General features: G+C 73.3%; 11 protein-coding genes. 5 read left to right on the top strand and 6 right to left on the bottom strand.

Annotation, left to right across the window (positions count from 1 at the left end; genetic code table 11):
* The first annotated feature begins 85 nt into the window (after positions 1-85).
* A complete protein-coding gene (locus IPN03_22255) occupies positions 86-898 on the top strand; it encodes an SDR family oxidoreductase (protein MBK9376366.1) in 813 nt (270 codons plus the stop codon).
* Positions 899-991: 93 nt separating this feature from the next.
* On the opposite strand, the gene IPN03_22250 is transcribed toward IPN03_22255, so the two are convergent.
* From IPN03_22250 to IPN03_22240, 3 genes are read right to left on the bottom strand one after another with little or no spacing between them, the layout of a single operon-like run.
* Entirely contained in the window at positions 992-2,476 is a 1,485-nt protein-coding gene (locus IPN03_22250; protein MBK9376365.1) for an efflux RND transporter periplasmic adaptor subunit, read from the bottom strand.
* 16 nt (positions 2,477-2,492) lie between these two features.
* Positions 2,493-3,902 (bottom strand): TolC family protein, encoded by a 1,410-nt coding sequence (locus tag IPN03_22245; GenBank protein MBK9376364.1) that lies wholly within the window; start codon positions 3,900-3,902, stop codon positions 2,493-2,495.
* Positions 3,899-5,146 (bottom strand): ABC transporter permease, encoded by a 1,248-nt coding sequence (locus IPN03_22240; GenBank protein MBK9376363.1) that lies wholly within the window; start codon positions 5,144-5,146, stop codon positions 3,899-3,901. The genes IPN03_22245 and IPN03_22240 overlap by 4 nt, the downstream gene beginning before the upstream one ends.
* 18 nt (positions 5,147-5,164) lie before the next feature.
* On the opposite strand from IPN03_22240, the gene IPN03_22235 reads away from it, so the two are divergent.
* The 3 genes from IPN03_22235 (at position 5,165) to IPN03_22225 (ending at position 8,959) form a co-directional block, all read left to right on the top strand.
* Positions 5,165-7,000, top strand: a complete 1,836-nt coding sequence (locus IPN03_22235) for a serine/threonine protein kinase (GenBank protein MBK9376362.1) — start codon at positions 5,165-5,167, stop codon at positions 6,998-7,000.
* A 403-nt stretch (positions 7,001-7,403) separates the two neighbouring features.
* Positions 7,404-8,546 (top strand): PKD domain-containing protein, encoded by a 1,143-nt coding sequence (locus IPN03_22230; protein MBK9376361.1) that lies wholly within the window; start codon positions 7,404-7,406, stop codon positions 8,544-8,546.
* A 59-nt stretch (positions 8,547-8,605) separates the two neighbouring features.
* On the top strand, positions 8,606-8,959 hold the full coding sequence (locus IPN03_22225) for a DUF971 domain-containing protein (protein ID MBK9376360.1): 354 nt from the start codon (positions 8,606-8,608) through the stop codon (positions 8,957-8,959).
* A gap of 40 nt (positions 8,960-8,999) precedes the next feature.
* Here IPN03_22225 and waaF read toward each other — a convergent pair whose 3' ends face one another.
* Positions 9,000-10,016 carry a lipopolysaccharide heptosyltransferase II gene (gene waaF, locus IPN03_22220; protein MBK9376359.1) on the bottom strand — a complete coding sequence of 339 codons (1,017 nt, stop codon included), beginning with the start codon at positions 10,014-10,016 and terminating at the stop codon, positions 9,000-9,002.
* 21 nt (positions 10,017-10,037) lie between these two features.
* On the opposite strand from waaF, the gene IPN03_22215 reads away from it, so the two are divergent.
* A complete protein-coding gene (locus tag IPN03_22215) occupies positions 10,038-10,811 on the top strand; it encodes a glycosyltransferase family 2 protein (GenBank protein MBK9376358.1) in 774 nt (257 codons plus the stop codon).
* A gap of 3 nt (positions 10,812-10,814) precedes the next feature.
* Here the strand turns inward: IPN03_22215 and IPN03_22210 are convergent, their stop codons facing one another.
* The gene (locus IPN03_22210) at positions 10,815-12,905 is read right to left on the bottom strand and encodes a hypothetical protein (GenBank protein MBK9376357.1); all 2,091 of its coding nucleotides are present in this window, start codon (positions 12,903-12,905) and stop codon (positions 10,815-10,817) included.
* Positions 12,906-13,523: 618 nt separating this feature from the next.
* The gene (locus IPN03_22205; protein ID MBK9376356.1) at positions 13,524-13,940 is read right to left on the bottom strand and encodes a YjbQ family protein; all 417 of its coding nucleotides are present in this window, start codon (positions 13,938-13,940) and stop codon (positions 13,524-13,526) included.

The following is a 13,940-nucleotide window of genomic DNA, read 5'->3' as shown; positions in this document are numbered from 1 at the left end:
CGCCGCGGCTGGTCCGGACGGGGTGCCCGAAGCCGTCGAGGGGTTAACGTATCGACATGAGGCGGTGAGGCGCGAGGAGGCGGCGATGGCGAGAACGGTGATGGTGACCGGGGGCGGAACAGGGCTCGGGAAAGCGGCGGCGCTCCGCTTCGCGCGCGAGGGGGACCGCGTGGCGATCTGCGGCCGGCGCACCGAGGTGCTCGAAGCGGCGTCGAGGGAGATCGCGGCCGCGGGGGCTGAAGGCGTGGCGATCTTCACCTGCGACGTCCGGTACGACGACGACGTGGCGAAGATGGCCGCGGCCGTTCACGAGCGCTGGGGTGCGCTCGACGTCCTCCTCGCCAATGCCGCCGGGAACTTCGTCTGCCCCGCCGAGAAGCTCTCGCCGAACGGCTGGAAAGCGGTCATCGAGATCGTCCTCAATGGCACCTTCTTCTGCTGCTCGGCTTTCGGCCGGAAGATGATCGAGGCCCACGCCGCGGACGGGAGGGGACGTTCGATCGTCACGGTCGTCGCCGACTACGCCTGGGCCGCGGGGCCTGGGGTCATCCACTCCGCCTCGGCCAAGGCGGGGGTCCTCGCCCTCACGCGGACCCTCGCGGTCGAGTGGGCGCGGCACGGTATCCGCGCGAACGCCGTCTCGCCCGGGCCCTTCCGCTCCGAGGGGACCGACAAGAACCTCTGGCTCGACGAGACGCTCGCCAGGGAGATCGTCGAGTCCATCCCGCTCCGCCGCTACACGACGCCCGCCGAGGTCGCCGAGTCGATCGCCTTCCTCGCCGACGAGTCGAAGGCGGGCTACATCACCGGCGCATGTCTTCCCGTCGATGGCGGGCATTGGCTAACGGGTTCGCACCTGGGCTTCCTCGACGCAATCGCGAGGGCGGCGAAGCCCTGAAGAGAGCGTGGGGTCAAGAGCGTGGGGTCAGGTCCCGAATGGTGTATTGTTGAGAACAATACACCATTCGGGACCTGACCCCACGGGTGTCCCCTAGCGGGAGATGAGGACGACGTCGCCTTCGGAGAGCCCGTCGCGGACCTCGACGAAGAAGGCGTTGCTGCGGCCCGTCTTCACGCGCCGCGTCTCGGTGCCGGTGACGGTCCGGACGGTGCAGACCGCCTGGTCGCCTTCGTAGCGGACGGCGTCGACGGGCACCTGTATGGCGTCCTCGACCTCGCCGGCCAGGACGAGAGCCTGTGCGCCCATTCCCGGGCGCAGCCGCGGCTCGGCCTTCGCGAGCCTGAGGACGAGGGGGAACGTGCGCGCCTCGCCCTTGTCGCCCGCCGTGAGGGCGCCGAGGCGCAGGACGGTGGCGGCGAACGTCTCGTCGGGGAAGGCCTCGAGGCGGACCTCGGCCTTCTGGCCGGGCTCCACGCGGTGGATCTCACCTTCCTTCACCCGCGTCTCCACGAGCATCTCGGAGAGGTCGGGGAGGTCGAGGACGGGCTGCCCGGCGAAGACGGCGTCGCCGACGCGGACGCGGCGCTTCTCGCCCCCCTTCTCGAAGATCTCCCGGTGGACGACGAGGCCGGGGGAGCGCGCGGTCACCGTGCAGAGCGCGATGCGGCGTTCGACGTCGGCGACGGTGCGGGCGGCCTCCGCGGCGCGCGCGTCGGCGAGGTCGGCGGCCGCCTTCGCCTGGGCCGCCTGCGCGGCGGTCTTCTCGGAGACGACCTTCAGGGAGGCCTTCCTCGACTCGACCTCCTGCGTCTTCTGCGCGAGGAGCTGGGGGTGGGTGAAGCGGGTGAGCGTGGAGTGCTGCTGCCCCGCGAGGACGAGGTCGGCCTCGGCCTCGGTCGCCCGCCGCTCGGCCGAGCGCAGCTCGTCGCGCGAGACGTACCCCTTCTCGGCGAACGGGGCGAGCCCCTCGAGCTTCTGCCGCGCCTCCTCCGTCTCCCGCCTGGCCCGCTCGACCGCGGCCGCGGACTGCTGCACCTGGAGCGGCGCGACGCCGTTGACGAACGTCCTCAGGTCGAGCTCGGCCCGCGCGTAGGCGGAGGAGGCCTCGAGGCGCTCGCTCTGCTGCGTGGCAAGGAGGGCGCGCAGGGCCTGCCGCGCCTGCTCGGCTTCGCCGGAGGTCTGGACGAGGCGGGAGCGGGCGACCTCCAGCTCGCGGCGGAAGGGGGCGTCGTCGAAGCGGACGAGGAGCGCCCCGGGTGCGACCCACGTCCCCTCCGGGGCGAGCTCGGCGACCTTCATCTCGACCCCCGCGACCTCGGGGCCGTAGCTCTCGGCGCGGGCCGGGGCGAGGAGGCCCGAGACGGCGACGGTGATGCGCAGCGGACCACGAACGGCACGGACCTCGCCGACGACGTCGGACACGGCGGCCCGGCGGACGAGGAGCGCGGTCGCGAGGACGAGCGCGGCGGCGCCGGCAGCGAGGAGGGCCTTCTTCCGCGGCGACAGCGCACCGAGGAGCGAGAGAGCCTCGCGAAAACGGCGCACGGCCGGCGCGATGCGGACAGCGTCGAGCATGGGATCTGCGCGCAGTTTACGGCGCCCGGGCCGGACGGGGGAGGAACTCCTCGGGGCGCAGGAGCCCGGCCTCCGCGAGGAGGGCGAGCTCGTAGAGGAGGACCTGCTGGCGCGAGGTGAGGAGGGAGACCCGCGCGGAGTTGTAGAGCCCCTCGGCGTCGACGACGAAGAAGTTGTCGCTGAGCCCCTTGCCGAAGCGCAGCTGGGCGACCTCGAGCTGCATCCTCGCGACGCCCTCGTTCGCCGCGTCGAGGGCGAGCCGGTCGCGGGCGGTGGCGAGGCGCCGGGCTGCGGCGCGGACCTGCCGGACGACGTCCGCCTCCAGCGACTCGACGCCCCGGCGGGCGCTCCGGAGCGCCACCTCGGCCTGGCTCTTTGCGGCGAGCTGCGTACCGAGGTTCAGGGGAGCCTGAGAGGAGAAGCCGAGCGTCCAGACGGACGGACCAGACGACCCGAGGGCATTCCCCAGGCGATTTCCGCTCCCGGCTGCGCTCCAGGTGAGCCCCGCGTCGAGCGAGGGGAGGAGAAGGCTCCTGGCGATACGGAGCTGGAACTCGGCGTCCTTTACGCGCTCGCGGGCCTCGACGACCTCCTCGCGGGAGGAGAGGGCCGCGACGATGGCCTCCTCCTCGTCCGGGACGTCGACCGGGAGGCGCTCCGGCGAGACGAGGCGCCAGCGGCTGCCGGCCGGGCGGCCGAGGAGGCGGGCGAGGAGGTCGAGGGCGTCTTCCCTGGCGTTGCGGGTGTCGTTCTCCTGCGAGCGGGACTGGGCGACGAGCTGCTCGGCCCGGAGGACGTCGAGGCGCGAGACGCTCCCGGCCTGCTCCTTGGCATGGCTCGACGCGAGGATCGTCTCCGCCCGCTCCGTCCGCCCGGCAGCCTCACCCACGAGCTCGTCCTGGAGGATCGAAGCCAGGTAGGCGCTCCAGACGGCGACGACCGTGCGCCGCTTCTGGACCGAGAGGTTCCGGCCGACGGTGTCCACCTGCCTTCCCGCCACGCGGAGCGGTTCGCGCGTGACCGCGGGGTCGAGGCCCCGCAGGAGCGGCTGCGCCACGGAAAGCGAGTAGAAGGAGCTCCACTCCCCTCCTTCCTCGAATCGGGCTGCCTCGGCGATGCCCGAGAGGCGCGGGCCGAACGGCAGCTGCTCGGAAACGCTGACGCCGTACCTGCTCAGCGCGGGGGCCCCGCCGTCCCGGAGGGAGGGCGAGAGGAACGGCGTCACCTGCGGCAGGAAACCGGAGCGGGCGGCGGAGAGGCTCGCGGCGGCGATCGCGGCGCTGTCGACGGCGTCGAGGAGGTCGGGGTTGCCCATGAGGGCGGTCTCGACGGCCTTGGCGACGGGGAGCTCCTCGGCCGGCGGCGCGGCGAGAGTGGAGACGAGAGTCGCGACGAGGGTCGAGGCCAGGAGAAACGCCGCGATCACTCGAGCCTCAGGGTCGCGGCCGGGTCGAGCGCGGCCGCCTCGTTCGCGGGGCGGATGCCGGCGGCGATGCCGAACGCGGCCGATCCGCCGGCGAGGAGGAGGAGCGTGCCCGGCGCGAAGTGCGGCGTCCATCCGGCGCGCGAGAGGAGCGTCAGGGAGAGGAGCGCGCCGAGGAGGATTCCGAGAAGACCGCCGCCGAGACCGAGGAAGAGCCCCTCGGCGAGGAACTGGAGGCGCACATCCTCGCGGCGCGCCCCGGTGGCGCGACGCAGGCCGATCTCGAGCGAGCGGGCCCGGACCGAGGCGCGGAGGAGGTTCGTGACGCCGAACGCGGCGGAGGCGGCGGTGAGGATCGAGACGAGGAGGACGACGCGGTCGAACGAACGGTGCGCCGCGCGGTACTGCTCGACGGCCTGCGTCGGCGTCGTGACGGCGGAGCCGGCCGGGACGAGCGGACCCAGGAGCCGGGCCGCCCGCGCCGCCTCGCCCGGGTCGGAGAAGCGGAGGGCGAGCAGGTCGACCGGGTAGTCGGCCGCCGGCGAGGCGGAGGCGCGCGGCTCGGCGCCGAGCGGGACGAGGAGGCCCGAGTCCCAGTCGACGCCCGCCAGCTCGCCGCCGCTGCCGGCGACCGCGGCCGAGGCCCGGAGGATCCCCGCGACCTCGTAGGTCTCGCCGCCGGCCGAGAGGCGCGTTCCGAGCGGGTCGCCGTGGCGGGCGAGCTGGGCGGCGAGCCGGGCGCCGAGCAGGCCGACGCGCGCGCGCGAACGCCCGTCGTGCGCGCCGAGAAGCCGTCCCCTCTCCGCCTTCAGCCCGAAGAGCGCGAGCCCCTCCGGCTCGACACCGTAGACGGTGGCCGGGACCTCGACCGTTCCGCTCCTCACGACCGCCGGGACGGCGCGGACCCCGGACGCTCCCGCGAGGCCCGGGAACCGGACGCGGGCGGCCTCGATGCCGGCCGTCGTGAGCGGGGTCGGCGCCCCGCGCTCGGCTCTCACGAAGACGTTCGAGGGGCCCGCGGCCTCCACCGAGCGGAGGAGCTCGCGCCGTCCCCCCTGGACGATGGAGACGAGAGCCACGACGACCGCCGCCCCGGCCGCGACGCAGAGGAGGCCCGCCCGCGTCCTCTGCGGGTCGAGCCGGAGCGCCTCGACGGCGGCCTCCGCCGCCCGGGTCCAGGTCTCGTCGTCGGCGACCGCCGCCTTCCGGGACGGGGTCGCCTCCGCGGCTGACGTAAACTCGCCCATCGGAATCATCGTCGCGCAATGAGGAAGCAGCTCGGAAAGTATCTCATCGAGGCCGAGCTCGGCCGGGGGGGCATGGGCGTCGTGTATCGCGCCCATCAGCCGTCGCTCGACCGCACGGTCGCGATCAAGCTCCTCTCCTCGGACCTGATCGGCGACCCCGACGGCGTCAAGCGCTTCCGCCTGGAGGCGAAGTCCGTCGCGAGGCTGAACCACCCGAACATCACCCAGGTCTACGACATCGAGGAGGAGGAGAACCTCATCTACCTCGTGATGGAGTACGTCGACGGCGAGAGCCTCGACGGCCTCATCACGAAGTCGGTCCTCACCGAGTCGCGCTGCCTGAAGATCGTCGCCGACATCGCCGACGCCCTCCACTTCGCGCACGAGAAGGGGATCGTCCACCGCGACGTCAAGCCGGCGAACGTCCTGATGACGTCCGACGGGCGAGTGAAGGTCGCCGACTTCGGCCTGGCCTACCTCATCGACCGCGAGGGGGGGACGACGCGGACCGGGTTCCTCGTCGGCTCCCCGAACTACATGTCCCCGGAACAGGCGACCGGGCAGAAGATCGACCGCCGCAGCGACATCTACTCGCTCGGCGTCGTCCTCTTCCGGATGCTGACGGGGCGCGTTCCGTTCGTCGCGGAGTCGAGCCACGCCGTCCTCTTCATGCAGGTGGGGCAGGAGCCGCCCGACCCGCGCGAGCTGAACAAGAGCATCTCGCTCGTCACGCGCGGCCTCGTCCTGAAGGCGCTCAACAAGAAGGCCGAAGCGCGCTTCCAGACGATGGCGGAGTTCCGCGACGCGCTGCTGAAGCAGGCCGCGGCACTCGGCGCCGGATTCGCGGGCGAGATCTCGATGGACGACGGGACGGTCGCGCTCGGCACCGCCGACGTCCGCGGCGCCTTCGAGCGGGCCCACGCGGACGCACACGGCATCTCGATGCCGCCCACCGAGCCGACGAAGGCGACCGCCCAGATCCCGGTTCCGCCACCGGCTCCGCCGACGCCGGTCCCCGCGGCCCCTGCCCCGGCTTCCGCCGCGCGGCGACCGGCGCGGCCGCCGGCTCCTCCCAGCTCGCCCGTCCTCCCGATCGCGATCGCCGCCGTCGGCCTCTTCGTCGTCGCCTTCGGAGGGACGCTCCTGTACAAGAGTGGCCTGGTTCCCGGCTTCGGGAGCCGTCCCGCGCCCACCCCGGCCCCCCTCCCCACGGCCGTGCCGACGGCCGTCCCCGTCCTGCCGCCCCCGACGCCGGCACCCGAGGCGACGCCCGTCCCGACCCCGGAGGCCGCGCCCCCCACCGCGGCACCGGAGCCGACGAAGCCTCTCGTCGTCAAGCTCCCGCCGCCGAGGCCGACGGTGCGCGGCGAGATCCGGATCGCCGACGCCCGCCCCCAGCCGACGGCGGCTCCCGCGGGGGACGCGCTCTGCGTCCAGATGAGCTCGACGAGCTTCGCCCAGGGTAAGACGAAGGGCTTCGCGCCCGGCTTCGACGTCTCGAGCGGGACGCAGTCCCGCGCGGCCAAGCCCGACGCCGGGCTCTTCCAGATCGAGTTCGAGGTGTCGCCGCGGAGGCCCGTGGCGGGCGAGACGGTGCAGATCGAAGCCTACTTCGCCAACGAGGCCGAGCGCGACGTCTCGCTCGACGGCGTCGAGGAAACCGCGCCGATGAGCATCACGAGCTTCCGGCCGGTCACCTCGCCCCCCGTTCCCGCCAAGGTGAGGGTCGGCAAGAAGGAGCCGATCTGGGTCTTCCAGGGCCCTCTGAGGGTCCCGTACGTGAAGACGATCCGGGTCACGGACGCCTCCGGGGACTCGTGGACGCGGACCCTCGAGATCACCCCCTGCCAGTGACGCGTCTCACCCCGTCGCACCGGCGAGGCGCGTCGGCGGTATAGTCGTCTTCAAGAAGCCGAAGTTTCTCGTGCCGGAGGCGCCCGCCGGGTGACCGTCTCCTTTGTCGTGGGGGCGCCCGAAGGACCGTCACCGTCCGAACCGAGGAGGACCGCTCGTGAAGAAGCTCGTTCCGCTCCCCGAGGTTCCCGCCGGCATCCGGCAGGCGTGCGCGATCCTCCTCGCGTCGACGCTCGCCACCGGGGCCTTCGCCGCGCCCGCGCCCGCACCCCAGGCCGACCCCGTCGTGAAGAAGGCCGCGCCCGGAGAGAGTCCCCGCCTGTCGATTGCGCACGACCCTCTGAAGTGCCTTTCAACGGAGGCGCGTCCGCTCGTCGACGCCCGCGTCCTGCCCGTCGCCGAGATGGACCAGGGCTTCGTCTACTTCCGGGCGGCCGGCACGGAGGACTTCTACTACGTCCTGATGAAGCCGAGGGCCCAGGACGATTTCATGGGCGAGCTGCCGCGCCCGATGCCCGGCATTCGCGGAATCGACTACTTCGTCCAGGCCCTCGACCGCCAGAGTCTGCCCAAGAAGACTCCGGAGTACGCCCCTCCCGTCACGGACCGTGGCGTCTGCCGCGACGAGCGGACCGTGACCGCCGTCGTCACCGTGACCGCCCCGCGGGAAGGACTGACCGTCGGGCTGACGCGGTCGGGGCAGAACCCTGTCCCGGCCGGATTCAACAGGGACGACATCGCGAAGGTCATTCTCGTGACGGGAACCGTCGTGACGCTCGCGAGCGCGCTGTCTTCCGGGACCGGCGCCGCGGCGGGCGCGGCCGTGGCAGGCTCGACCGGGCTCTCGACGGGCGCGATCATCGGTATCGGGGCAGCCGTCGCGGCGGGGGGAGTCGCGGTGGCCGCGGCGAACAGCAGCAACGAGGATCCCAATGGCGTGCCGACGATCGGCTCGGCCAGTATCACGCCTCTCTACGGCTCCGCCCCGCTCCAGGTGACGGGGACCGCGACGGCCTCGGACCCCGACGGCGACCCGCTCACCTATTCGTGGAACTTCGGCGCCGGCACGGCGACGGGAGCGACGGCGAACTTCACCTATCAGTCTGCCGGCACCTTCACCGTCGCCCTGACGGTCACCGACAACCGGGGAGGGACGGTGACGAACGCGAACGTGGGGAGCGTCAAGGTCGACCCGCAGGGGACCCCGCAGTACCTGACCGGCCTCGCGAGCTGGTCGGGGGACGCGGACCTCGACGTGCGGATCGCGGGCCCCGGAGGGATCGACGTCGCGACGCAGCCGGGCGGGCGGAAGCTCCCCGCGGGCTGCACCGTCGGGAACCGGACGGAGAGCGTCATCTACGAGGGCAACCGCCTTCCGCCCGGCACCTACACGCTCTTCGTGAAGCACGCGGCGACCTGCACCGGGAGCCCCGCCACGGCCCGCTTCACCTACACGGCGCAGGCCACCTCGGGCAGCAAGTGCGCCGGCCTCCTCGACGTCGCCCCGGGAGCCGAGATCCAGGCCTGTACCTTTACCTTCCCGTAGCGCCGCGTTCGCGGCAGGCCCCGGCGGCTCGTCCGCGGGAGGCGGGGTACCATCAACGAATGGTTCCGCCTCCCGCGCAGATCCTCGTCATCGGCGACGAGCTCGCCCTCTCCTGGAAGGACGGTTCCGAGAGCTACCTGAAGCTCCGGGACGTTCGACGCCTCTGTCCCTGCGCCGGCTGCGCGGGCGAGCGCGACCTCTTCGGCCGCCTCGCGAAGCCTCCGCAGAAGCCCTATACCCCCGCCTCGTTCGAGGTGGCCGCGACGACGCCGGTCGGCGGCTACGCGGTCCAGATCTACTGGAAGGACGGCCACAGCGACGGCCTCTATCCCTGGGCGAAGCTCAGGGAGTGGGCGGAAGACCCGCCCGACCTGCCGCCTCTCGAGGTCAAGACCCTCCTCCCGACTCTCTGACGCGGGCGAACGGAGAGCCGGAGGAAGTCCCGGGCCCGGCTCAGCAGAGGACGTTCTCGACGGGGATGCCGGTCATGCAGGCGTGGTCGAGCGGGCAGCGGGTGAAGCGGCAGGGGGCGCAGAGAACGCGCTCCCGGACGACGTCGAGGCGCACGGGGCGGCCGTCGGGGCGGGGGCCGTCCCAGGGCCGCGTCGCGTCGGGGTCCGTGGGACCGAAGACGACGGTCGTCGGCGTGCCGGCGGCGTTGGCCAGGTGCGCCAGTCCCGAGTCGTTCCCGACGAAGAGCTCGGCAAGGGCGACGATGCCGAGCACTTCGGGCAGGGACGTCTTCCCGGCGAGGTCGAAGACGCGCGCGCCGGACGCGAGCGCGGCGACGCGGGCATTCATCGGCGCCTCGCTGGCGCTGCCGAGAAGGACGATGGGCAGGCTTCGCTCCGCCGCGAGACGGGAGAAGAGCGAGGCGAACCGCTCCCCGGGCCAGCGCTTGGCCTGGTGGGCGAAGGAGGCGACGTGGGCGGCGGCGAAGGGGGCGGCCGGGACGCCTGCCTCCTTCAGCTTCGCGCGGGCGATGCGCCGGAGGTCCTCGGAGACGGGCCAGGTGGCGTCGGGAACCTCGGGCACCGGAGCGCCCGTCGCGGCGACGAGGCGCAGGTGCCGGAAGAGCTCGTGCTCTCCCGGAGGGCTCGAGAACGGGACGGGGTGCGTGAGGAAGGGAGAGCGTAGCTCTCCCCGGTACCCCCACCGTTCCGGGATGCCGGCCCGGTACGCCGTCCACGCGGTCGCGAAGCTGCGGGGCAGGAGGATCGCGCGGTCGAATCCCTTCCCGCGCAGCTCGGCGGCGAGGGCGGCGCGGCCGGCGGCGCCGGCGTGGCGGCCTTTCGGTTCCTCCACGAGGACCTCGTCGACCTCGGGGAGAAGCCGGTAGAGGGCGGCGACCCACGGCCGCGCGAGAACCCAGATCCGGTCGCCGGGGTGATGGGCCCTGAGGGCGCGCAGCGCGGGGAGCGAGATCACGACGTCGCCGACCCAGTTCGTGGCGCGCAGGAGGATCCTCACCCCGTCCAGCATAATCGACGGATGCGCCCTGCCGTCTCCGTCGTCTTCATGGTGAAGGACGAGGTCGACCGGCTCGGGCCCTCCCTCGCCTCGGTCGGCTGGGCCGACGAGGTCCTCGTGGCCGATACGGGCTCGACCGACGGCACGCAGGACCTCGCAAGGGCGGCAGGGGCCCGCGTCGAGTCGATCCCGTGGGAGGGATACGTCGCCTCGCGCAACCGGGCCCTCGCGCTCGCGACGCACGACTGGGTCCTGGTCCTCGACGCCGACGAGCGGGTGTCGCCCGCCCTGGCCGAAGACGTTCGGCGGTTGGTCGAGACGCCGGGTGACGCCGCGGGTTTCCGGATGCCGCGCCTCTCGCACGTCGGAGGGCAGCCGATCCGCCACGGGGTCTGGTCTCCCGACCGCAAGCTCCGCCTCGGCCTTCGCTCCAGGGGCCTGAGGGCCGCGGGGGGGCGCGTCCACGAGTGGATCGAGGTCGACGGCGCGGTACGTGACCTCGCCGGCCCGATCCTCCATTTCCCATACCGCGACGTCGCCGACGCCGTCCGAAAGAACACGCTCTACGCGCGACTCTCGGCCCTCGATCGCTTCGACCGCGGCGCCCGGGGCCACGTCCTGCCCGTCTTCTTCCGCCCGCCGCTGGAGTTCCTCAGGAGCTGGATCCTGAAGCGGGGCTTCCTCGACGGGCGCGCCGGTGTCGGCGTCGCGCTCCTCCACGCCTGGTATTACCTCCTCAGGGCCGCGTTCCTGATGGAGGAATCGGAGCGGGAGAGGGAGAGGCGCGAGGGCTGACGCTCAGGGAGCGTCGACCCGCAGCGGGGCGAGCCCCGCGGGGTCGTTCGACGCGTTGTCGATCCGCGCCACCGACGCGACGATCGGACCGCCCTCGGGGAGGACGAGCAGCGTCGCCCCCTCGACGGGGCCGCCGGGGAAGAGCGCGGGGAACGAATCGAGCTGAACGACGCGCCCGGCGTCCACGTCGACGAAGTGCTCTCCCCGGATGCCGTCCCGCGCGTACAGGACGAGGCGGACTCTCGAAGCCGTTTCCGGCGCGACGAGGACGAGGTTCGAGCGGGCCGCTGGGGACTCGTCGACCCCCGCGAAGGCGACGGGGCGTCCCGGAACCGCCCCGGCGCCTCGCGGAACGCAGGGGAGGTCCTGCGACGACCAGCCGGTATCCGGTTCGCTGCGCGTCACGGCGAGGGGGAGGAGACCGCCGGTCGACGACAGGAGGAGGGCACCGGCCCCGGGGGCCTTCGACGGGAAGAGAGTCGCGAGGAGGTCGGGGACGATCCGGGTCTCCCCGGCCCCGAGTCCCAGGCGGACCGTTTCCGGGGGCGACCCGTCGCGCGGGAGAAGCGTCGCGTCGAGAATCGAATCGGCGGTGGAGAAGAGGAAGAGATCGCTGCGGAAGAAAGCCCCGTTCCGTCCCTCGGACGAGGCGACGGCCGGAACGGTCCACGCGGAGGCGGCGCCGCCGAGGGGGAGGGCGGGAACGCGCCAGGGGTCGTTCGTCGAGAAGTTGGAAACGGCGGTGCCGTAGACCTGCACGCGGCCGGCCAGGACGGTGACCCGGACCGAGGCCCCCGGTGCGTCGCTTCGGCCGAGAACGTCGTCGAGCTGGGCCCGGCGGAGGTGGGTGAGGTCGACGCGCGAGGACCGGCGCACGGAGCCCGAACCGTCGAGGACGGTGACTTCGGCCGCCGCCGCCCCCAGCGGCGCGAAGAGCGAGACGTTCATCCGCTCGAACCGGGAATCGACCGGGCCGAAGAGGTGGGCCTCCTCGCCCACTCCGAGGACGCTCTCGCCCGCGGGGAGGACCGGGAACGAGAGCCCGTAGGTTCCCTGCGCCGTCGTGTTGAAGACCCGCGCGGACGCCGCGACGGCCCCGGCGTCGCCGGAGACGACCCTCAGGCGGAGCGGCGAGGCGACGGGCCCGGCAGCGGCCGTGACCAGGAGAGCGTCCGAAGCGAACGCCCGGCTCGAGCCGGCGGGAACCTCGAGCGCGAACGGCGTGGAGACGCCGTCGAGGAGGAGCGCTTCGAGGTGGAGCGGGCTCCGGGCGAGGTTCCCGACGGTGAGGACCGTCTCGTACCTCGCCCCGTTCGCTCCGTCCGCTCGGACCAGCGCCGGGACGAGCAGGTCGCGCTCGGCGACCGGCCCGGCGGGCGCGGGCGAGACGACGAGGAGCGAGCCGGCCGGCCGCGGAACGAGGCCCGGCAGCAGCACCCCCTCCGCCGTCCGATCGAACGCGAGCGGCATTCCGTCGAGCGTCGCGACGATCGCGGGGGCGAAGGGTCCGGCGAGCGCGAGGTCGAGCCGCCCCGCGCCGGCGAGGTGCAGCGAGACCAGCCGGGTCGCGTCGAGGCGGGCGCCGGGGAGGTCGAGACGGATCCGGACCGATCCCTCGAACGCGAGATCGGCGCGGTTCCCCGCGGTGTCGGCGCGCGCGTCGAGGAGCGCCCGCGTACCGTCGGGGGGGGCCGTCCGCGCGAGGCGCGCCCAGTGGAACGTCCTCTCCCGCGAGCCGAACGAGACGCCGACGACGCGCTCGGGGTGCGAGGGGCGCACCTTCCCGAGAGCCGCGTCGAAGAGGACTCCGGGCGGAACGAGGCGCAGCTGCTCGTGACCGACGTCGGCGGGGAACCAGGTGGTGAAGGCGTAGCCCGCGGGGTCGTCCGCGCGGAGCTCGGAGAGCGTCGGGCGAGGCCCGCGCGCGTCGGTGAATCCCGGCGTCACGCTGACGTGGTGCCCGTTGCGGTACGGGAAGAAGCCGGGTGCGTCGGGAACGTTGTCGTCCGCCTGGCCGTGGAGGACGGCGACGAAGAGGTTCCTCGCGTTCGGGAGGAGAAAGCGCGGCGACAGCTCGAACCAGTGCGCGAGCACGCCGCCGCCCGCCGAGGCCGGACCCCCGGCCGCCGAGGCGTAGTCCGGGGAACGAGGGGGACCAGAGCTGTCCCTGGAACGCGTCCGTCGGGCCGGCGGCGTCGACGAGCGCGGCGAAGCGCGTCGGGTTCAGGAGGCCGACGTTCAGGGCCCCGCGCCCTCCCTGTGAGAACCCCGCGAGGGCGACGCGGTCGGGGTCGATCGGCGCCCACGTCATCGCGCTGTCGAGGCAGGCGAGGATGTCCGTCTCGTCCGGGACGCCGTTGGCGCCGTCCACGTAGTACGCCGACGGGAACCCGCCCAGCGCCGGGATGCGGCGCCCCTCCCAGAAGACGAGGACGGCGCCGCGCGCGTCGGCCTCGGCGTAGTGCTCGGGACGCTGGAACTGCTGCTTCGTCCCGCCGCGCCCGTGGAGGAGCAGGATCGCCGGAAGGAGGCTCGTCCCGTCCCACGTCGCGGGGATGCGCAGGTCGTAGACCCGCTCGACACCGTCGGCCGGCGAAATGTAGGAAAGGGGGTGGAGCCCGCCGGGTGGAAGGGGTGCGGGCGTGGCCGGAGCCGCGGCGAAGAGGATCGCGGCCAGGAGGGCCACGGCCTGGAGGAGACGTCTCAACGCGCTCACTCTCCGAAGACGTGAACGACGAGCGAGCGCCTGTGCGGCGCGGTCCTGTGCTCGGCGAGGTAGATCCCCTGCCACGTTCCGAGGGCGAGCCGGCCGCCGGCGACGGGAATCGTCTCGCTCGAGCGGGTGACGGCGCCCCGCAGGTGGGCCGCCATGTCGTCGTCGCCCTCGGCGTCGTGCGAGTAGCGCGGGTCGCCGTCGGGGGCGAGCCGGGCGAGGAAGGCGAGGAGGTCGGCGCGCGCCGAAGGGTCGGCGTTCTCCTGGAGGAGAAGGCTCGCCGAGGTGTGGGGGCAGAAGACGACGCACAGGCCGGTCGTCACGCCGCTCCGCTCGACGACCGCCGAGACGGAGGCGGTCACCTCGTGAAGGCCGCGCCCCGGCATCCTCACCTCGAGCCGCTCCTGCCGCTGCAT

It is taken from the genome of Holophagales bacterium (assembly GCA_016719485.1).
Taxonomy (GTDB): Bacteria; Acidobacteriota; Thermoanaerobaculia; order UBA5066; family UBA5066; genus UBA5066.
The sequence above is the reverse complement of the archived record's forward strand: the minus strand, read 5'-3'. Positions and strand labels throughout refer to the sequence as shown.